Origin of the sequence: Pseudomonas sp. GM30, assembly GCF_000282275.2 — a bacterium.
GTDB lineage: Bacteria > Pseudomonadota > Gammaproteobacteria > Pseudomonadales > Pseudomonadaceae > Aquipseudomonas.
This window is the reverse complement of the sequence record NZ_AKJP02000013.1, coordinates 1-18,677: the sequence shown is the minus strand read 5'-3', so window position 1 is coordinate 18,677 and position 18,677 is coordinate 1. Positions and strand designations below refer to the sequence as shown.

16 protein-coding genes are annotated in these 18,677 nt (G+C 60.1%); 4 read left to right on the top strand and 12 right to left on the bottom strand.

Annotated elements, in window-relative coordinates; genetic code table 11:
* The first annotated feature begins 220 nt into the window (after nucleotides 1-220).
* The gene (locus PMI25_RS10715; protein ID WP_238547078.1) at nucleotides 221-391 is read left to right on the top strand and encodes a hypothetical protein; all 171 of its coding nucleotides are present in this window, start codon (nucleotides 221-223) and stop codon (nucleotides 389-391) included.
* Nucleotides 391-807, top strand: coding sequence for a hypothetical protein (locus tag PMI25_RS10710; RefSeq protein ID WP_007965334.1), 417 nt, complete (start codon nucleotides 391-393; stop codon nucleotides 805-807). The genes PMI25_RS10715 and PMI25_RS10710 overlap by 1 nt, the downstream gene beginning before the upstream one ends.
* 87 nt (nucleotides 808-894) lie before the next feature.
* On the opposite strand, the gene PMI25_RS10705 is transcribed toward PMI25_RS10710, so the two are convergent.
* A complete protein-coding gene (locus tag PMI25_RS10705) occupies nucleotides 895-2,685 on the bottom strand; it encodes a bifunctional diguanylate cyclase/phosphodiesterase (RefSeq protein ID WP_007965336.1) in 1,791 nt (596 codons plus the stop codon).
* Between the two features lie 134 nt (nucleotides 2,686-2,819).
* Nucleotides 2,820-4,904 carry a carboxy terminal-processing peptidase gene (locus PMI25_RS10700; protein ID WP_007965338.1) on the bottom strand — a complete coding sequence of 695 codons (2,085 nt, stop codon included), beginning with the start codon at nucleotides 4,902-4,904 and terminating at the stop codon, nucleotides 2,820-2,822.
* 138 nt (nucleotides 4,905-5,042) lie between these two features.
* Between PMI25_RS10700 and PMI25_RS10695 the strand changes: the two genes are divergently transcribed.
* Nucleotides 5,043-6,005 (top strand): zinc-binding dehydrogenase, encoded by a 963-nt coding sequence (locus tag PMI25_RS10695; protein ID WP_007965342.1) that lies wholly within the window; start codon nucleotides 5,043-5,045, stop codon nucleotides 6,003-6,005.
* A 187-nt stretch (nucleotides 6,006-6,192) separates the two neighbouring features.
* Here PMI25_RS10695 and PMI25_RS10690 read toward each other — a convergent pair whose 3' ends face one another.
* The 6 genes from PMI25_RS10690 to PMI25_RS10665 form a co-directional block, all read right to left on the bottom strand.
* Nucleotides 6,193-6,846, bottom strand: coding sequence for an HAD family hydrolase (locus PMI25_RS10690; RefSeq protein WP_007965343.1), 654 nt, complete (start codon nucleotides 6,844-6,846; stop codon nucleotides 6,193-6,195).
* A 34-nt stretch (nucleotides 6,847-6,880) separates the two neighbouring features.
* The gene (locus PMI25_RS10685; protein WP_007965345.1) at nucleotides 6,881-7,870 is read right to left on the bottom strand and encodes an ABC transporter ATP-binding protein; all 990 of its coding nucleotides are present in this window, start codon (nucleotides 7,868-7,870) and stop codon (nucleotides 6,881-6,883) included.
* Nucleotides 7,867-8,667, bottom strand: a complete 801-nt coding sequence (locus PMI25_RS10680) for an ABC transporter permease (protein ID WP_007965346.1) — start codon at nucleotides 8,665-8,667, stop codon at nucleotides 7,867-7,869. The genes PMI25_RS10685 and PMI25_RS10680 overlap by 4 nt, the downstream gene beginning before the upstream one ends.
* The gene (locus PMI25_RS10675; RefSeq protein WP_163005303.1) at nucleotides 8,654-9,490 is read right to left on the bottom strand and encodes an ABC transporter permease; all 837 of its coding nucleotides are present in this window, start codon (nucleotides 9,488-9,490) and stop codon (nucleotides 8,654-8,656) included. Before PMI25_RS10675 ends, PMI25_RS10680 begins: the two co-directional genes overlap by 14 nt.
* Nucleotides 9,491-9,495: 5 nt before the next feature.
* The gene (locus tag PMI25_RS10670) at nucleotides 9,496-10,302 is read right to left on the bottom strand and encodes an alkaline phosphatase family protein (protein WP_007965347.1); all 807 of its coding nucleotides are present in this window, start codon (nucleotides 10,300-10,302) and stop codon (nucleotides 9,496-9,498) included.
* A gap of 179 nt (nucleotides 10,303-10,481) precedes the next feature.
* On the bottom strand, nucleotides 10,482-11,549 hold the full coding sequence (locus PMI25_RS10665; RefSeq protein WP_003223128.1) for an ABC transporter substrate-binding protein: 1,068 nt from the start codon (nucleotides 11,547-11,549) through the stop codon (nucleotides 10,482-10,484).
* A gap of 352 nt (nucleotides 11,550-11,901) precedes the next feature.
* On the opposite strand from PMI25_RS10665, the gene PMI25_RS10660 reads away from it, so the two are divergent.
* Nucleotides 11,902-12,615, top strand: coding sequence for a UTRA domain-containing protein (locus PMI25_RS10660; protein WP_007965348.1), 714 nt, complete (start codon nucleotides 11,902-11,904; stop codon nucleotides 12,613-12,615).
* Nucleotides 12,616-13,276: 661 nt separating this feature from the next.
* On the opposite strand, the gene PMI25_RS10655 is transcribed toward PMI25_RS10660, so the two are convergent.
* From PMI25_RS10655 to PMI25_RS10645, 4 genes are all read right to left on the bottom strand, one after another.
* A complete protein-coding gene (locus tag PMI25_RS10655; RefSeq protein ID WP_007965350.1) occupies nucleotides 13,277-14,611 on the bottom strand; it encodes an amidohydrolase in 1,335 nt (444 codons plus the stop codon).
* A gap of 66 nt (nucleotides 14,612-14,677) precedes the next feature.
* Nucleotides 14,678-16,831 carry a mechanosensitive ion channel family protein gene (locus tag PMI25_RS10650; protein ID WP_007965352.1) on the bottom strand — a complete coding sequence of 718 codons (2,154 nt, stop codon included), beginning with the start codon at nucleotides 16,829-16,831 and terminating at the stop codon, nucleotides 14,678-14,680.
* A gap of 77 nt (nucleotides 16,832-16,908) precedes the next feature.
* A complete protein-coding gene (locus PMI25_RS29470; protein ID WP_007965354.1) occupies nucleotides 16,909-17,085 on the bottom strand; it encodes a hypothetical protein in 177 nt (58 codons plus the stop codon).
* 156 nt (nucleotides 17,086-17,241) lie between these two features.
* On the bottom strand, nucleotides 17,242-18,531 hold the full coding sequence (locus PMI25_RS10645; protein ID WP_007965355.1) for a M18 family aminopeptidase: 1,290 nt from the start codon (nucleotides 18,529-18,531) through the stop codon (nucleotides 17,242-17,244).
* Between the last annotated feature and the right edge of the window lie 146 nt (nucleotides 18,532-18,677).

The window sequence follows — 18,677 nt, the reverse complement described above, 5'->3', positions numbered from 1 at the left end:
TGATGTCAAAGGTAGAAAATTTTATAGAGTTTTGATTCTTAATTTGAAAGATTTGTTTTTTGCTGTTTTTCGATAATGAGTTGAGTTAGGGAACAGGTGGAAGATGTTCAGAGGTGTTTATAGTTCGCGGTTTTTAACCCATCGAGCGCAGTTGAATGCTTTAAATGAAGCGATGACAAGAGAGGCACGGAAGATGTCGCGATTCACGGGAGAAGACAGCATGGGTAATTTGGTTGTGAGAATGGCTGCCGAAGATGTGGGGGAAGGGTACGAACCTAACCCATCAGATCCATCAGAACCCCGCTACATTCAAAAAATGAATGGGTTTGAAATGAAATTTGACTTTGAAACATTGCAACCTTTCGCTCTATATCCGGTGGAGCACGTTTGATGTTGATGCATCCCTATCTTGATGTTCCATACAGCCCTAAGTTGAAGCACTTTCTTGGTGGGTTTGATATATACGATCGCGAAGAGACACTGGGCGCAGAGTTGGCAGAGTACGATCCTGAGTGTCCTTCAGATAGAGCGGAATTAATTTATGAATTTATTGTGAGAAGATTTTCGGGTTTGACTCATCGGCACAAGTTTGTCTTGTTTTTTGTATTGGGTGAGGCTCTGGATGGCGAAGCGAGTAAGCTCTCTGAGGTTTTTAAACATGATCCTTTTTCTCATTCATTGCTTCCACTTGGCTGGAATGAAATAAAAGATCCCAGGAGTTTTTTTGAGCATGTGTACTCTATTCTCTCCGAAGTTTGGATTGATGAGTTGTATCTCGCCAGTCAGGAAGACTGCTCCACGTGGTAGCCGGCATTAGAAGCGGAATCTTGAGTGATGCTACTGACCCCTTCGCGAGCAAGCCCGCTCCCACAGGGGATGATGTTGTTTGGGGAGTCAGCGCTGGCCAATCAGTTGCGGCAGTTGAAGGTCGGCAGCAGCGAGACTATCAATCACATGCACGCTATACCCCGGAACATTCTTCGCATGATGCTTCGCCTGCGAAGCCATCTCCGCCAGCTGACTCGCATCCAGTTCGGCGCAGGCTGCGGGGTGCAGGTGGACGACGCCGATGGACAGTGACAGCAACGGAAATTCCTGCCGAATACCCTGGCGATTCGGCGCGATGAAGCAGCCGGCCTCAAGATGTTCCGGGCGATAGAAGCGCCGGCATTGGCTCTGGAAGTCGTCGAGCAGTTGGTTGAGGCGTTTGCGCCAGTCTTCCGGGCCGAGCACCAGCAGGAAGTCGTCGCCGCCGATGTGGCCGACGAAGTCGCGGGACGGGTCGACGCGTTCGTTCAGGCATTGCGCCAGGCACAGCAGGACTTCGTCGCCACGGCCGTAGCCGTAGATGTCGTTGAAGGGTTTGAAGCTGTCGATGTCGACGTAGCAGATGATCGATTCGCGGCCCTGTTGCAGCAGGCGGGTCAGGCATTGCTGGATCGGCACGTTGCCGGGCAGCAAGGTCAGCGGGTTGGCGTAGCGCGCCTGCTGGATTTTCAGTTCGGTGATCAGTTTGAGCACGTCGATCACCCGGCCAAGGCCCAGATAACCGCCGTTGAGGGTGATGATGAAATCTTCTTCGATGCGCTGCCGGGCGCGGCTGGTGATCAGGCGGCTGACCTGTTGCAGCGACTGGCTCATTTCCACAGCGAGGAAGTCGTCGTTCATCAGGCGGCTGATCGGCTTGCGTGCGAACAGGTCGGTGGCGAACGGTTTGAGCAGTGCGTCGGACAACGAATGCCGGTGGACGATGCCGCACGGCTGGCCCTGTTCGTCGAGCACCGCCAGTGAGTTCAGATTGGCCTGGCGGCGGAAAGCCTCAAGCACCGTGGCGGTCGGTGTGTCGCGATGCACCGCCGGTTGCTCGTTGAGCAGGGCGCTGAGGTCGCTGCCTTCATCGTTCAGCGCCACGGCGCTGCTGTCGTGTTTCGGCATCAATGCCCGGGCATCGCGGGGTGGATGTTCCTGAGGGCGGCCGAGCAGGTAACCCTGCACCAGATCGACGCCCATTTCAGTCAACACCGCCAACTCTTCCGGCAACTCTATGCCCTCGGCTATCACCTGTGCCCGCGAAGCCTTGGCGATTTGCAGGATCGAGCCGACGAACTCGCGCTTCAATGCGTCCTGATGAATGCCGTCGATGAAGTGGCGGTCGATCTTCACGTAATCCGGACGCAGCTCCGACCACAGGCGCAGGCTTGAATAGCCGGCACCCAGATCATCCAGTGCGATGGAAAAGCCCATCGCCCGATAGTGATGCAGGGCGGTTTGCAGCAACTGGAAATCGTCGATTGGCGTCTGTTCGGTGAGTTCGATCACTACTTGGCTGGGTGGAATACCGAAGTCCTGCAGCAGTTGCAGGGTCCGCCCCGGTTGGTGCGCGGCTTCAAGCAGGGATTCCGGAGAGACGTTGAGGAACAGCTTGCCCGGCAGTTGCTGCTCGTTGAAACGACGGCAGGCAGACTGGCGGCAGGCAATCTCCAGTTCACTCAAGCGGCCGGCCTGACGCGCCACCGCGAACAGCGCGATAGGCGAATGCAGAGGGCTGTTGGACGGGCCGCGGGTGAGGGCTTCGTAGCCGAGAATGCGACGCTCGGAGAGACAGATGATTGGCTGGAACAAGCTGTGCAAACCGCTTTGAGTCAGGATCGAGCTCAAGGCACTCAGCTGTTCGGTCGTGGTCATGGCAATCTCTGGCGATAAAAAAAGGACTGGGAGCGTTCTCGATGAAGAGAGCCGCTCCCAGTCCTTTATTGCACGACAGAATGATGACTGTTTGATGACGATCCGGGGAGCGTCAGCACTAAATTGCCATCATCTTACTTCTTGGCCACCTGATTGCTCAGCTTCAGGTAATCCAGCAGCACGCGCCCGGTTTCGCTCAGGTAGGCGTCGTCTTCCGGTTTGACCTTGTCCGGCTCAGCTGCAGCCAGCGCGTCTTCATCTTCTTTCTTCAGCTCTTTGAGCGGTTCTTCGCCTTTGGCTTTGCGGCGGATGTTTTCCATCGCCAGTTGCTTGGCATCGATGTCCGCATGCTGGGCACGGCGTTCGGCTTCGTTGAGGCTGACGGTTTTCTCTTCCATCAGCTTCTGCGCCAGGGCCAGCTTGTCGCGGATGAACACGAACTCGGCGTCCTTGGCGGTACGAGCGTCATGCTCGGACTTGAGCTGCGCCAGGTACGGCTTGAACGGATCGGAGGCCGGCTTGATCGCTGCCTTGATGGTGTCCCACGGCATGGCTTCCGGCAGGGCGCTTTCGCCGATTTCCTTGGTGTCGATGATCGACGGGTAGTCGATGTCCGGCAGTACGCCCTGATGCTGGGTGCTCTGCCCGGAAACCCGGTAGAACTTGGCCAGGGTCAGTTTCAGTTCGCCATGGTTCAACGGCTGAATGGTCTGCACGGTGCCTTTGCCGAAGGTCTGGCCACCGATGATCAATGCGCGATGGTAGTCCTGCATGGCGCCGGCGAAAATCTCCGAAGCCGAGGCGGACAGGCGGTTGACCAACAGTGCCATCGGGCCTTTGTAGAACGCGCCCGGGTTTTCATCTTCCAGCACATCGACGCGGCCATCGGCGTTACGCACGAGTACGGTCGGGCCTTTGTCGATGAACAGGCTGGTCAGCTCGGTAGCTTCCTGCAGAGAACCGCCGCCGTTGTTGCGCAGGTCGATGACCACGCCGTCGACTTTCTCTTTCTGCAGTTCGGTCAGCAGTTTCTTGACGTCACGGGTAGTGCTCTTGTAGTCCGGATCACCGGCACGGAACGCCTTGAAGTCGAGGTAGAACGCCGGGATCTCGATGATGCCGAGCTTGTAGTCCTTGCCGTCCTGTTTCAGGTTCAGCACGGACTTTTTCACCGCCTGGTCTTCAAGCTTCACCGCTTCACGGGTGATCGGCACGATCTTGCTGGTCTGGTCGTTTGGCGCATTGCTGGCCGGAATCACTTCCAGGCGCACCACGGTGCCTTTCGGGCCGCGGATCAGCTTGACCACTTCGTCCAGGCGCCAGCCCACCACGTCAACCATCTCTTTGTTGCCCTGGGCAACGCCGATGATCTTGTCGGCCGGTGCAACCTGCTTGGTCTTGTCGGCCGGGCCTGCCGGCACCAGGCGCACGACTTTCACTTGATCGTTGTCGCTCTGCAACACGGCGCCGATGCCCTCGAGGGACAGGCTCATGTTGATGTCGAAGTTTTCCGCGTTATCCGGCGACAGATAGTTGGTGTGCGGGTCGTAGGACATGGCGAAGGTGTTGATGTACGCCTGGAAGATGTCTTCCGCACGAGTCTGGTCCAGACGCGCCAACTGGTTCTTGTAGCGCTTGGTCAGGGTTTCCTGGATCTGCTTGGAATCCTTGCCGGCGATCTTCTGCCGCAGCACTTCGTCCTTGACGCGTTTGCGCCACAGGTCGTCGAGTTCAGCGGTGGATTTGAGCCAAGGGGCGTCCTTGCGATCGATCAGCAAGGTTTCCTTGGTGGTGAAGTCCATCTTGTCGACGCCCTTGTTCAGCTCCGCAATGGCGAAGTCCAGGCGCGCCTTGACGCGGTCCAGATAGCGCTTGTAGATGGTGAACCCGGCGTTGAGGTCGCCGCTCTTGAGGAAGTCGTCGAACTGGGTCTTCCACTTGTCGAATTCGGCGATGTCGCTGGCCATGAAGTAGCTGCGCGACGGGTCCAGCAGCTTGATGTAGCTGTCGTAGATGATCACCGAGCGCGCATCGTCGAGCGGCGGCTTGCTGTAGTGGTGACGCTTGAGCAACTCGACGACGTTGAGGCTGGCGATCACTTCGTCGCGATCCGGCTGCAACTTGTCCCAGCTGTTGGCTGCGAATGTAGTGCCCGACACCGGCAACAAGCCGATACCGATGAAAAGAGCGAGGGCGGTGCTGGGGAGCAAATGCTTCATGCTGATTCGACGCGGGGACAATTGATAACGCATATTAGGCCGTCTTTGAAGTCGCCGGTTCTACGAGAGCCGGTCGCATAATGCAAAAAGCCCGGCGCTACAGCTTCGGGCTCAGTCCAGACTCACTATGGAGGCACTGTGAAGGCATTGCAAGGCGTTGAAGGTCAAGTGGCATGGCTTGAAGAGCCGAGTCCGGCATGTGATGCAGGACAAGTGCGCATTCGCGTGGCGGCTGCGGGCCTCAATCGCGCCGATTTATTACAGAAAGCCGGGCTTTATCCACCACCGCCCGGTGCCAGTCAGGTGCTCGGTCTTGAGTGCTCCGGGGTGATCAGCGAGGTCGGCGCCGGTTCGTCCTGGCAGGTCGGCGACCGCGTCTGCGCCTTGCTGGCCGGGGGCGGGATGGCTGAAGAAGTGGTCGTCGACGGACGGCACGTGCTGCCGGTGCCCGAGGGCGTTTCGTTGATCGAGGCCGCTGCATTACCCGAGGTTTATGCAACGGTCTGGCTGAACGTGTTTCAACTGGCGGCGCTGAAACCCGGCGAAAAGGTTCTCCTGCACGCCGGGGCCAGTGGAATTGGTTCAGCCGCCATTCAGCTGTGCAAGGCGTTCGGCAATCCCTCTTGGGTCAGCGTTGGTTCGGCCGAGCGCTTGGCCTACTGTGAGGCACTGGGCGCCCAGGGCGGCGTGATACGCAGCGATGATCTGGAGAGCCTGCGCGACTTCGGGCCGTTTGACGTGATCCTTGATCCGGTCGGCGGCAACTACGCCGCGCTGAACCTGAAGCTGACGGCGCTGGACGGACGCTGGGTACTGATCGGCCTGATGGGCGGGCGCGAAGCGAAACTGGACCTGGCGCAGGTGCTGGGCAAGCGCGTGCAGTTGCTCGGCTCGACGTTGCGCAGTCGCGACGATCAGTTCAAGGCCGACCTGCTCAGTGACCTGGGACAGCATGTGTGGCCGCTGTTTGCCGAAGGACGGTTGAGCCCGCAACTGGCGAAAACCTTTGCGGTGAAGGATGCCGAAGCGGCGTTTGCCGAGCTGGCGAGCAATACGGTGGCGGGGAAGGTGGTGCTGGTGATTGACGACAGCCTCACCTGACACCGCAAAACCTGTGGCGAGGGAGCTTGCTCCCGCTGGGTCGCGAAGCGGTCCCAAAATCATTCAATGCGGTGAGTCAGATCAAACCGGTTGAATGGTTCCGCGACTGCTTCGCAGCCGAGCGGGACGGTGCGGCGATCCGACAAGCTCCCTCGCCACAGTTAAGCGTCCACATTTGGATCTATGTTTACTTCCAGAGATGGATCGGCCAGCCTGCTTTTTCGGCGTGCTCCAGCAGGACCGGATCCGGATTCACCACATGCGGGAAGTCCACCTTCAGCAGTAATGGCAAATCGTTGCGTGAGTCGGAGTAGAAACTCGCGCCTTCCAGATTCTCTTCCTCGGCGTCCAGCCATTCCAGCAGGCGGGTGATCTTGCCTTCGCGGTAGGTCAGCGTGCCGACGGTCTGGCCAGTGTAAACGCCGTGCGCAACGTCCAGTTCGATGCCGAGAATTTCGTCGATGCCCAGGCGCTCGGCGATCGGTTTGACCAGGTGCGTGCCGGAAGCCGAGATCACCAGAATCCGGTCGCCGGCCTTGCGGTGGGCGGCGATGGTTTTGGTCGCGTCGCTGAAGATGATCGGTTCGATGAAGTCTTCCACCCACGGGCCGACCAGGTGTTCGACCTCTTCCGGGGTGCGCCCGATCATCGGTTCGAGGCTGAACGCCATGAATTCTTCCATGCGCAATTTGCCATGGCTGTAGGCGTCCATCAGCTCGTTGTTCTTGCGCATGAACGACTCGGGATCGACCCAGCCCAGGCGCCCCATCTGCTCGCTCCAGAGGGTGGCGCAGTCGCCGTGGATCAGGGTTTCGTCCAGATCAAAAATTGCCAGGGCCATCAGTGCAGTTCTCTCTTCAACGTCAGCAAAGTCATCAGGCTACCTCACACAGGGCCGTCGGATCGATGGAAAGCGCCAGACGCTGACCGTCGGGATGCAGATCCGCCGCCGAGCGGTTGAGCACGTCCACCACCAGTTCCACGCCACGCGCCTCGACTCGATAGCGGATCACGTTACCGAGCAGGCTGTGGCTGCGGATCTGTGCTTCGAGTTCGCCGTTGAGGCTCAGCTCGATGGCTTCCGGGCGAATCGCGATGCGGTGGTTGATCGGCCGTCGCAACAGCTTCGAGGCGCTGTCGGCGTCGAGCAGGTTGTAGTTGCCGATGAAACCGGCGGCGAACAGATCGACCGGCGCGGTGTAAAGGGTTTCGGCGTCGCCGCTTTGCACGATTTTCCCTTGGTTCATCAGGAAAATCCGGTCGGACATGGTCAGCGCTTCTTCCTGATCGTGGGTGACGAAAATCGTGGTCAGGCCGAGTTCGCGCTGGATCTGCCGGATCTGCTCGCGCAGGTGTTTGCGAATCCGCGCATCCAGCGCCGACAGCGGTTCATCCAGCAGCAGTAAGCGTGGGCGAGTCACCAGCGAGCGGGCGAGGGCCACGCGCTGGCACTGACCGCCGGAAAGCTGGTGCGGATAACGGCTGGCGAAATCGTTGAGCTCGACCAGTTTCAGTACTTCGGCGACGCGCTTGTGGCTGTCGTCGGCATTGACCTTTTGCATGCGCAGGCCGAAGGCGACGTTCTGTTCGACGGTCATGTTGGGGAACAGCGCGTAGCTCTGGAACACCATGCCGATCCCGCGTTTCTGCGGACTCAGCGGCACGATGTCGACGCCATCGAGCAGGATCTTGCCGCCATCCACCGGCGTCAGCCCGGCAATGCAGCGCAGCAGCGTGGACTTGCCGCAACCGGACGGGCCGAGCAGGGTGACGAACTCGCCCTTGTTGATCTCGCAGTTGATGTCGCTGAACACCGTGGTGCCCGCGTAGTTTTTCTTCAGGTTCTGGACGCTGACATAGCTCATTCGCTTTTGTCCTTGTTCAAGATGTTGGCGATCCAGGTCAGGACCAGCACGAAAAAGAAGTACGAGATCACCAGCGCGCTGGTGAAGTGGCCGCTGCTGTTGCGCATGTTGTTCAGGTACACCTGCAGGGTTTCGTAGCGCGTGCCGACGAGGATGTTGGCGAACACGAACTCACCGAACAGGAACGAGAACGACAGCAGCAACGCGACCATCAGGCCTTTGCGCAGGTTTGGCAGCACCACCAGAAACGCCGCCTGAAAGGTGCTGGCGCCGAGCAGTTGCGCGGCGTCCATCAGGTCGCGCAGGTTGATCGCCTGCAGGTTATTGGTGATCGCCCGGTACATGAACGGCAGCGCCACGGTGAAGTAGCAACCGATCAGGATCCACGGCGTACCGACCATCGCCAGCGGCCCGGAACCATAGAGTTGCAACAGCCCGACCGACGACACCACTGGCGGCACCGCGAAGGGCAGCAGGATCAGGATGTTCATCAGCGCATCGAGTTTCGGGAAGTGGTAATGCACCACGAACAGCAGCGGCAGGATCAGCACCACCGACAGCACCAGCGCGCCGACGCACACCAGCAGCGACTGGCCGAAGGCATGCAGAAAGCGTGGGTCGCTCCACAACTGGAGATACCACTTGAAGGTGAAACCGCTGGGCAAAATGGTCGCCGACCAACTGCTGGCAATCGAGTAGATCAGTGTACCCACCAGCGGCAGCAGCAGGATCGCGAACAGCAGATAAACCACGACGCGGTGGTAGACGCCGGCCGGGCCGGATTCAGCGCGAGACATGGTAGCTCCTCTTCAACAACAGTTGATGCACAACGGTGACGATGGTCATCAACGCCACCAGCACCACAGCCAGGGCGCTGGCCAGATTCGGATCCAGGGAAATATCCCCGGAAACCATCGCCGCAATGCGGATTGGCAGCACGTTGAAGTTACCGGTGGTCAGCGCATACACCGTGGCGTAGGCGCCGAGGGCGTTGGCCAGCAGGATCACGAAAGTGCCGAGCAGGGCCGGGGTCAGCACCGGCAGACCGATGTGGCGCCAGAACTGCCAGCCGTTGGCGCCGAGCAGCGCGGCGGATTCGCGCCAGTCTTCACGCAAGGCGTCGAAGGCCGGGTAGAGCAGCAGCACGCCGAGGGGAATCTGGAAATAGGTGTAGAGGATGATCAGACCGGTTTTCGAATACAGGTTGAAGTCCTGAATGATCCCCGCCTGCTTGAGCATGATGGTGATGCTGCCGTTGAACCCGAGCAGGATGATGAATGCGAAGGCCAGCGGCACACCGGCGAAGTTGCTGGTCATGTTGGCGAAGGCATTCACGAAGTTGCGCAGTTTCGAGTCGACCCGGCGCAATGAATACGCCCCGAGCACGGCGATGATGATGCCGAACACACTGGACCAGAAACTGATCTCCAGGCTGTACTGGATCGCCTGCAGATAGAACTTCGAACTGAAGATCTTGCTGAAGTTGGCAAAGCCCCAGCCGAACTCTTCCGATTGCAGGCTGTTGATCATCACCCAGACCAGCGGGGCGATTTCGAACACGATAAAGAACAGCGCGAACGGCACCAGACACAGGGCCGCCAGCCATTTGCCGCGAGTCATGGCGTTCACTTGAGCAGCTCCCGGCACACAGGTTTGTCGTGGGGCACGCCGAGCAGTTCGCAGACGGTGCCACAGATCTCGGTCTGCTTCGGCGCGGCGTCAGCGTTGAGGCTGAAGGCGTTGCCGAGGATAAACAGCGGCACCTGGCGTTCTTCCGGCAGCAAGCCGTTGTGCGAGCGGTCGTTGTTCATGCCGTGATCGGCAGTCACCAGCACTTGATAACCGGCGTCGAGCCAGCCTTGCAGGTAATCGGCGAGGATGATGTCCGCTGAGCGCGCGCTGTTGCGGTATTGCGCGGAATCGAGGCCGTGCTTGTGGCCGGCGTCGTCGATGTTCATCGGGTGGATCAGCAGGAAGTTCGGCGCATGGCGCAGGCGCAGGTGTTCCGCGTCGGCGAACAGGTGCGAATCCGGGTAGTGATCGTTCCAGTAGAAATGCCCGTGCTGGATCGGTAGCGATGGATCGTCGGTATGACGGTCGCGGGCCGCTACGAACGGTGAGCGGTTGTACAACTCGCTGACCCAGTGATAAGCCGCTGCGGCGGTTTTCAGGCCGGCGTCGCGGGCGTAGTGATAGATGCTGCGCTGGTTGGACAGGCGCGCAACGTTGTTGTGGACGATGCCGCTGTCGATCGGCGGCACGCCGGTAAGGATGCATTCGTAAAGCGGTCGGGACAGGGCTGGCAACTCGCACTCCAACTGATAGAGCGCGGCGCGTCCTGCGCCAACGTAAGCCTGCAGATGCCCCATGGCGTGACGCGCGACCTCATAGTTGAGACCGTCGAGCACGACAAGGATGACGTTGTGCTTCATAGGGGCAAAAACTCCGCGAAAACAGGAAGTGTCAGATTCATTCGGGAGTCCTTGTGGGAGCGAGCTTGCTCGCGAAGGCGTCGTGTCAGCCAACATCAATGCTGAATGAAAGACCGCATTCGCGAGCAAGCTCGCTCCCACAGGGATCTCCGGCAATCCCGAAAGTGGGAATTACAGGCTTACTTCATCTCTACGATGACTTCTTCGTTCCACTTCTGCGGCAGGGCCTTGGAGGTTTTTTCCCAGGCGTCGGCGTCCTTGATCGGCGTGACTTTCTTGTACTGCTCGTTGGGCAGCAGCTTGGCTTTCACGTCTTCCGGCAGTTGCAGGTGATCGGCGCGGATCGGACGAGCATTGCCGCGAGCGAGGTTGGTCTGGCCGGCGTCGCTGAAGATGTATTCGCGGGTCAGCTTGGCGGCGTTCGGGTTTTTCGCGTACTTGTTGATGATGGTGGTGTAGCCGGAAATCACCGAGCCATCGGACGGGATCAGCACCACGTAGTCATCCGGGTTGGCCATCTTGGCCTTGTAGCTCAGGCCGTTGAAGTCCCAGACCACGCCGACTTCGATCTCGCCTTTTTCCATGGTGGCGATGGTCGGGTTGGCCATCGACAGGCGACCTTGCTTGGCGATGTCTGCAAACAGCAGCAGGGCCGGCTGGATGTTCTTCTCGTCGCCACCATTGGCCAGGGCTGCGGCCAGTACGCCGTTGGCGGCTTGCGCGGCGGTGCTCACGTCACCAATGGAAACCTTGTATTTGCCGCCCTTGAGATCGGCCCATTTGGTTGGGACTTCGGAGCCGTGCAGCAGCTTCTTGTTGACGATGAAGGCGATGGTGCCGGTGTAGGCCAGTGCCCAGTTGCCGTCCTTGTCCTTGGCCCAGTCCGGGACCTGATCCCAAGTGCTTGGCTTGTACGGTTGCACCACGCCTTGCTTGACCGCGATCGGGCCGAAGGCGGCGCCGACGTCGCCGATGTCGGCGGTGGCATTGTCTTTTTCCGCGGCGAACTTGGCGATTTCCTGGGCCGAACTCATGTCGGTGTCGATGTGTTTCAGGCCATAGGTTTTCGCCAGGTCTTCCCAGGTGCCTTTCCAGTTGGCCCAGTCATCGGGCATGCCGACGCTGTTGACGGCGCCTTCCGCTTTCGCAGCGGCTTCGAGGGTTTTCAGGTCGGTACCCGCCGCCATGGCGGAGGTGCACATTGCAATGGTCGAGCCTAACAGTGTTGCCAGGAAAAGCTGTTTCATTCCGAAGCTCCTTGGTCGTGTTCAACGCTGCGATTGCGGTTTGTGTTGGTCTAGGTCAGCAATACCTGAGCCAATTTAAGGGGGCTGGATGACACTTTGATGTCGGCGGTGGCCCGGCAGGCCTTTTATTGGCCCGGGTTTGGCGCTTGCCCGGTAAGCGTAGACCAAGGTCAAAGCCCCGGCGGACAAGGGACTTGGCCGATGTATTGCAAGTCATGAGGACGACCGTCGGGCGGGTTTGTCATCTCTCGGTCATCTGCACTGCCTAGGCTTGCAACACATGGAAACGGCTTGCAGGCCGTACGGTTTTTGCCCTGAAACAGTGCTGGTCTAGTCCAGATAGGTAACGTTGATGCGCGATGAGGCAACAAAAGCGGTGACAGCGATTGGTCAGGTGCTGCAGGAGCAGCTTGATCACGGCCTGCTCGCGCCCGGGAGCAAGTTGCCGGCCGAGCGCAAGCTCAGTGAGTTGTTCGGCACCACGCGCATTACTGTGCGTGAGGCCTTGTTGCAGTTGGAGGCGCAGGGGCAGATCTATCGCGAGGAGCGCCGTGGCTGGTTCGTTTCGCCGCCACGTCTGGCGTACAACCTGATGCAGCGCAGTCACTTTCACGCGATGGTCAGTGCGCAGGGGCGGGTGCCGTCGACCGAGGTGATTTCGGCGCGGTTGCAGCCGGCATCGGTGGCGGTTTGTGCGTTGTTGCAGTTGCCTGCTTTGTCGAGCGTGATTCAGATTTGCCGGTCGCGGCGGATTGACGGGCGGCTGGTTTTGTATGTGGAGCACTATCTGAATCCGCAGTATTTTCCGGGGATTCTGGGATTTGATTTGAATCAGTCGATGACCGAGCTTTATGCGCGGCATTACGATTTGCGCTATGGGCGGGTGCGGTTCGAGATTGTGCCGACGTCATTGTCGGTGGATGCGGCGGCGGCTTTGCGGGTGTCTGTCGGGAGTCCGGGGTTACGGATTGCTCGGGTCAATTATGATCAGCATGAGCGGTTGATTGATTGTGATCTGGAGTTTTGGCGGCATGATGCGATTCACGTTGGTGTAGATGTTGTTTGAGCGTTTGGCCTTGGCGGCCTCTGGGCCGACCAGGCTGTTGGGTTCTGTGTGAATATCCGTTTCTTCGGGTGCTGCCGCTGACGGTTTCGCTCTTACAGCGAGTCCCTTTGGCAAACGCCCCAAAGGAACCAAAGGTCTGTGCCCTGACGTTCGGCCCGCTCGCTAAAGCTCGGGGTTCCTTCGCTCCGGTATCGATCCGGGCGCATCGCCTCCGGTTTGCTTCGCTGCACCTCCTCTCGATGTGTTCGACTTCGTCGAACGGTCGCTTCGCTCCCACCCCCGGATCAATCCCTCCGCTCAGCCTGCCGACGGGCCGGTGAGTCAAGATCAAGAGCTTTCGGCGAGCTGACACTCGGCCATTTGAGTGGTGAAGAGCCTGCGGTCGGCTTTTGCTTTTCTGTAGGAGTGAGCCTGCTCGCGATAGCGACCTCCCAGCCGACCAATCTCCAACAGCCCGCACCCAATCCACTGTGGGAGCGAGCTTGCTCGCGAAGGCGGCCTGACAGCCAACCAATCTCCAACTGCCTGCACCCAATCCCACTGTGGGAGCGAGCTTGCTCGCGAAGGCGGCCTGACAGCCGACCAATCTCCAACTGAATACATCCAATCCAACTGTGGGAGCGAGCCTGCTCGCGAAGGCGCCCCCACTGTCACTTCATCTCTACTTGCCCGCCCCGGCATTGGCATACAAATAATCCGTCGCCAGCGACGCCATCGTCCTCACTCCAACCACCAGTGCCGACTCATCCACAAAGAACCCCGGATTGTGATTCGGCGCCGCCTTGCTCATGTCCTGATCCCGTGGCGTCACCCCCAGAAACACAAACAGCCCGGGCACTTCCTTGGCAAAGAACGAGAAGTCTTCCGCGCCGCCCACCAGCGGTGCGTTCACCACGTCATCCTTGGCCGCCCACTTCAGCGTCGGCAGCATTTTTTCCGTCAGTGCCGGGTTGTTGATCGTGGGGTCGTATTTTTCGATGATGGTCACGTCGGCTTTCGCGCCGCCGCTTTCGGCGATTTTTTCGATGGTCTGGCGCACGTCGGCGTGGAGTTTCTGGCGGATGCCGTAGTCGTAGGAGCGGATGGTGCCGCTCATGTCCACGGATTCGGGAATGATGTTGTAGCGGGTGCCGCCGTTGATGGTGCCGATGCTGACCACCGACGGATAGGACGAAATATCGGTGCGGCGGCTGACCACGGTTTGCAGGCCAACGATGGTTTGTGCGCCGACGGTGATCGGGTCGATGCCGTCCCAGGGGCGGCCGGCGTGGGTCTGTTTGCCGAGGATCTTGATGCGCAGGTCGTCCGAACTCGCCAGGGTGGCGCCCGGGCGGTAGGCGATCTGGCCGGCGGGGACGCCGGCCCAGACGTGCAGGCCGAACACGGCGTCGGGTTTGGGTGATTTCATCACGCCTTCTTCGACCATCATTTTCGCGCCCCAGGTGTTTTTGCCGTCGGGGATGAAGTCGCTCGGGCCTTCTTCGGCGGGCTGGAAGTAGAACACCACGGTGCCCGGCAGGGTGTCGCGCATGCCCGTAAGAATTTTCGCCGTGCTCAGCAGGATCGCGGTGTGGGCGTCGTGGCCGCAGGCGTGCATCACGTCGACTTCTTTGTCCAGATAAGTGCCTTTGGCTTTCGAGGCGAAGGGCAGGTCGGCGACTTCCTTGACCGGCAGCGCGTCCATGTCGGCGCGCAAGGCCACGGTCGGGCCGGGCAGGGCACCTTTGAGTATGGCGACCACGCCGGTGCGGGCGACGTTGGTTTTGACTTCCAGGCCCATGGCCTTCAGTTGTCTGGCGACCAGTTCCGCGGTGCGTGTCTCGGTGTTGCCCAGTTCCGGATGCGCGTGGATGTCGCGGCGGGTTTCCAGCAGTTGCGGTTCAAGTGCCTTGGCTTGCGTGGCGATCTGTTCGCGGGTGCTGTCCAGGGTGGCGGCGCTGGCGGTGCCGGCCAGCAGCGTGAGCAGAACGGTCTGGGCAATGCGTGTCAGCTGCATCGGGTGTCTCCATGGTTATTGTTTTTCTGGCTTCCCTGCTTGTGACCCGAGTGTCTGCGCGAAGTGCTATTCCTTCGGCTGGCCACCGCCGGCAGTGATGACCTGCACGCTCATGCGTGGCGTCGCCAGATCGAGTCCGGCCTCGTCCAGATGGCGCTTGAGCGACAGGTTGAACGCTCGGGAAACTTCCCATTGTTTGATCGGCGCAGTCTTGAACCGCGCGCGCAGAATCGCGCTGCCGGACTCGAAACTTTCCACGCCCTGGATCTCCAGTGGCGACCAGATGTTGCGCCGCTGCAACGGGTCGGTGCGCATTTTCTGGCCGACTTCGCGCATCAGTTTGATCGCGTCGTCGATTTCCATGTTGTACGGCACCGCCACCCGGAAGATCGCGTAGCCGAATTCCCGCGAGTAGTTCTTGATGCTTTTGATTTCGCTGAACGGGATGGTGTGGACGATGCCGTCGATGTCGCGCAGGCGCACGGTGCGGATCGTCAGGCCTTCGACGGTGCCCAGGTGACCGCCGACATCCACGTAGTCGTCGATCGCCAGCGAGTCTTCGATGATGATGAACAGGCCGGTGATCAAATCCGCCACCAGTGACTGCGCACCGAAACCGATAGCCAGACCGATGACACCGGCACCGGCCAGCAACGGCGTGACGTTCATGCCCATGTTCGCCAGGGCGACGATCAGCGCGATGATGAAAATCGCCACGAACAGCACGTTGCGGATCAGCGGCATCATCGTCTGCGCGCGTGCATTCGCCAGGCCTTTGCGCGAGCGGGTGAGGGCGTGGTGCACGGCGGTGTCGGCGAGGATCCAGATCAGCCAGGAGAAAATCAGCGTGCCGATCAGGCTGAACAGTTTGACGCTGACGTCATGCCCTTCGCCCTCGGCAAAGCCGATCAGCGACTTGCCCCATACGCGCAGGCCGAGCTCGATGAAGATCAGCCACACCAGCAGGTGGGCGAGGGTGTAGAAGAAGCTTTTCAGGCGCTCGGAGTACAACGCATGGCGCTTCGGCCCGCGCTGCGGTTTGAGCGAGTGACGGCGCACGAGGCCGTTGATCACCATGCACATCACCAGCAGCACCGTGCAGATCAGTGACTGGCGCAGGGCCGTGCTGGTGTCACCGGCGGAGACGAACGTCGCGAACAGCGAGATCCCGACCAGCACCAGCGCCGGCACGTACCAGAAGGTGCCGAGGATATCGATGGTGTCGCTGAGGGCGCGGCGGGTCAGGCGGCGGGACAATGGCTGGTTGCGGATCAGGTGTGCGATCGGCCGGCGGAAACGCAGGATGAACAACCCGGTGAACAGCGCCGCGAGCACGTTGGTGATGGTCGCGGTGGTGTGCGCCAGGTGCACGCCCAGGCCTTCGACCAGGCGCGGGTCACTCAGCGCTTCACCGAATGCGGCGAAGCTGCCGATCAGCCACAACGGACGGAACGCCTGATGCCGCAGGATGTACAGCGCCCGGTGCCGGTGCGGGCCGTCGAGCAGCGAGAAAGCGATCACGCAGATCGCCGAGAAACAGGTGCCGACCACCAACGCATAAGCCAGCACCATCGCCAGGCTTTTACCCAGTGACGACGGCAGCGCGTAGCTCATGTACACGGTGATGACCAATGCAATCAGCCACGGCCCGAGCTTGCGCAGGGCGAAGCGCAGCATGTCGAGGGCCTTGGGATGCTGCGGCAGTTCTTCGGTCAGGCCGAAGCGCATGCGCACCCGGTGGCCGAGCCAGATCAGCGCGGCGGCGAGCAGGCTCCAGACCATCAGGATCACCGCGAAGCCGAAGATGATCGGCAGCCATTCGCTGGCGGGCAACATCAGGTTATCGAGTTCGTCCTTGGCCAGATCGAACTCGTCGGACCAGCGGGTCAGCGGGCTGTCGTCACCGGAGAACTGTTTCTCGAAACTGGCCAGCGTGCCGCCGATCAGGCCCAGCACGCCTTCTTCCGGTGAAGCCTGGGCTTTCTTGGTGGCGTCGCGCAGTTTTTTCAGATCGCTGAGCAATTGTGCGCGTTGCTTGTCGTTTTCCAGCGACTTGATGACTTCATCCAGCGACTGGCCCAGCGGCTCTTGCGCCTCCGGCTGCGTCTTGGTGGTGTTAAGCAGGCCCGGCAACCCGACCGCGTGGGCGGGCGCTACGGGCAGCAGCGTCATCAGGCAGACAAGGAACAGGCAGGGCAGAGCAAACAGACGAGCGAACACTAGGCGGTCAACCTCGCAAAGGGGCGAATTGAGCGAGTGTACGAGGCAGCCAGAATCAATGCGAGCCGGGCGCGGATTTATTCGTTGAGTTTGGCGAGGATCTTGTAGACCACGGTCGCCAGAATCATCAGCATGCCGACCCACATGGCAAACACACCGGCGTTCTTGTCGCGGAAGTTGAAACCGATCGCCAGCAGAATCATCCCGGACAGAATGGGAATGAGCATGGCGTGGAAGGAGGACATCGAAATCATGGTGACTGCCTTGTCGAAGGGAATGATTTAAGTCTAGGTCGCTTTCGACCTGTAGGAGCTGCCGAAGGCTGCGATCTTTTGATCTTGGGTATGCAATTCAAAAGCAAGATCAAAAGATCGCAGCCTGCGGCAGCTCCTACAGGGGTTGCGATGAGCTTATGGCAACTCGCGACTGGCGTAGAACGCGCTCAGCACTTTGACCAGGTGCGCCAGGTCGTGGCTGCCGCACAGTTCGCGGATCGAGTGCATGGCGAAGGTCGGCAGGCCGATGTCGACGGTGCGCACGCCCAGGTGGCTGGCGGTGATCGGGCCGATGGTCGAGCCGCAACCCATGTCGCTGCGTACCACGAAGCTCTGCACCGGCACTTCTTCGGCCATGCACAGGTGGCGGAAGAACCCGGCGGTTTCGCTGTTGGTGGCGTAGCGCTGGTTGCTGTTGACCTTGATCACCGGGCCGGCGTTGAGTTTCGGGCCGTGGTTGGCGTCGTGCTTCTCGGCGTAGTTGGGGTGCACGCCGTGGGCGTTGTCGGCCGAGACCAGCAGCGATTTCTGGATGGTGCGGACGAACTCGTCACCTTCCGGCAGCAGGCGGCGCAGGGTCTGTTCGAGCATCGGGCCATCGGCACCGCAGGCCGAGCAGGAGCCAACTTCTTCGTGATCGTTGCACACCAGCACGCAGGTTTCTTCGCTGTCGGCAGTGAGCAGAGCTTGCAGGCCGGCGTAGCAGGACAACAGGTTGTCGAGGCGCGCGCCGGCAATGAAGTCGCCATGCAGGCCGATGATCGCCGCGCTCTGGGTGTCGTAGAAACTCAGCTCGTAATCCAGCACCACGTCGGCGTTCAGACCATGTTCGCGAGCCAGCTGATCAGTCAGTACCGCGCGGAAGTCGACGCGCTCGTCACCGGCGAATTGCGCAAGGATCGGCGGCAGCTCGGTCTGCGCGTTGATCGCCCAGCCCTGATTGGCTTCACGGTTGAGGTGAATCGCCAGGTTGGGAATGATTGCGATCGGTGCCTTGAAGTCGATCAGCTGGCTTTCGACCTTGCCATCACGGCGGAAAGTGACACGGCCGGCCAGCGACAGGTCGCGGTCGAACCACGGCGCCAGCAGTGCGCCGCCGTAGACTTCAACGCCCAGTTGCCAGAAGCCCTGACGTTGCAGTTCCGGTTGCGGCTTGACCCGCAGGCACGGGCTGTCGGTATGGGCACCGACCAGACGGATGCCGTCGTGCAGCGGCGAGTTGCGGCCCATTTTGATCGCGACGATCGAGGAGTCGTTACGGGTGACGTAGTAGCGGCCGTTGGCCTCGGTGGTCCATGGCTCGCGCTCGTCGAGGCGCACGTAACCGGCGGCCTCCAGACGCTGAACGAGGCTGGCGGTGGCGTGGAACGGGGTAGGGGAGGCCTTGAGGAAGTCGATCAGGCCTTGGTTCAACTCTTCGCGCATAAGAAGCTCCAGACAGCAATGGGCGGGAGTTTAACGCATCGGCCGGGGAATTGAATCTGAACCGGATTCCTGTCGGGGCTGCGATACGCTGCGATCTTTTGATTCGGTTTGTTGAAATCAAAATCAAAAGATCGCAGCGTGCCGCA

Excerpts from the sequence above, each read along its gene's own strand:
- PMI25_RS10665 (WP_003223128.1), bottom strand. The coding sequence starts at position 11,549 with ATGAAACAGCTTTTCCTGGCAACACTGTTAGGCTCGACCATTGCAATG.
- PMI25_RS10645 (WP_007965355.1), bottom strand. The coding sequence starts at position 18,531 with ATGCGCGAAGAGTTGAACCAAGGCCTGATCGACTTCCTCAAGGCCTCC.
- PMI25_RS10705 (WP_007965336.1), bottom strand. The coding sequence starts at position 2,685 with ATGACCACGACCGAACAGCTGAGTGCCTTGAGCTCGATCCTGACTCAA.
- PMI25_RS10685 (WP_007965345.1), bottom strand. The coding sequence starts at position 7,870 with ATGAGCTATGTCAGCGTCCAGAACCTGAAGAAAAACTACGCGGGCACC.
- PMI25_RS10710 (WP_007965334.1), top strand. The coding sequence starts at position 391 with ATGTTGATGCATCCCTATCTTGATGTTCCATACAGCCCTAAGTTGAAG.
- PMI25_RS10700 (WP_007965338.1), bottom strand. The coding sequence starts at position 4,904 with ATGAAGCATTTGCTCCCCAGCACCGCCCTCGCTCTTTTCATCGGTATC.
- PMI25_RS10690 (WP_007965343.1), bottom strand. The coding sequence starts at position 6,846 with ATGGCCCTGGCAATTTTTGATCTGGACGAAACCCTGATCCACGGCGAC.
- PMI25_RS10660 (WP_007965348.1), top strand. The coding sequence starts at position 11,902 with ATGCGCGATGAGGCAACAAAAGCGGTGACAGCGATTGGTCAGGTGCTG.
- PMI25_RS10670 (WP_007965347.1), bottom strand. The coding sequence starts at position 10,302 with ATGAAGCACAACGTCATCCTTGTCGTGCTCGACGGTCTCAACTATGAG.
- PMI25_RS29470 (WP_007965354.1), bottom strand. The coding sequence starts at position 17,085 with ATGATTTCGATGTCCTCCTTCCACGCCATGCTCATTCCCATTCTGTCC.
- PMI25_RS10715 (WP_238547078.1), top strand. The coding sequence starts at position 221 with ATGGGTAATTTGGTTGTGAGAATGGCTGCCGAAGATGTGGGGGAAGGG.
- PMI25_RS10675 (WP_163005303.1), bottom strand. The coding sequence starts at position 9,490 with ATGACTCGCGGCAAATGGCTGGCGGCCCTGTGTCTGGTGCCGTTCGCG.
- PMI25_RS10655 (WP_007965350.1), bottom strand. The coding sequence starts at position 14,611 with ATGCAGCTGACACGCATTGCCCAGACCGTTCTGCTCACGCTGCTGGCC.
- PMI25_RS10680 (WP_007965346.1), bottom strand. The coding sequence starts at position 8,667 with ATGTCTCGCGCTGAATCCGGCCCGGCCGGCGTCTACCACCGCGTCGTG.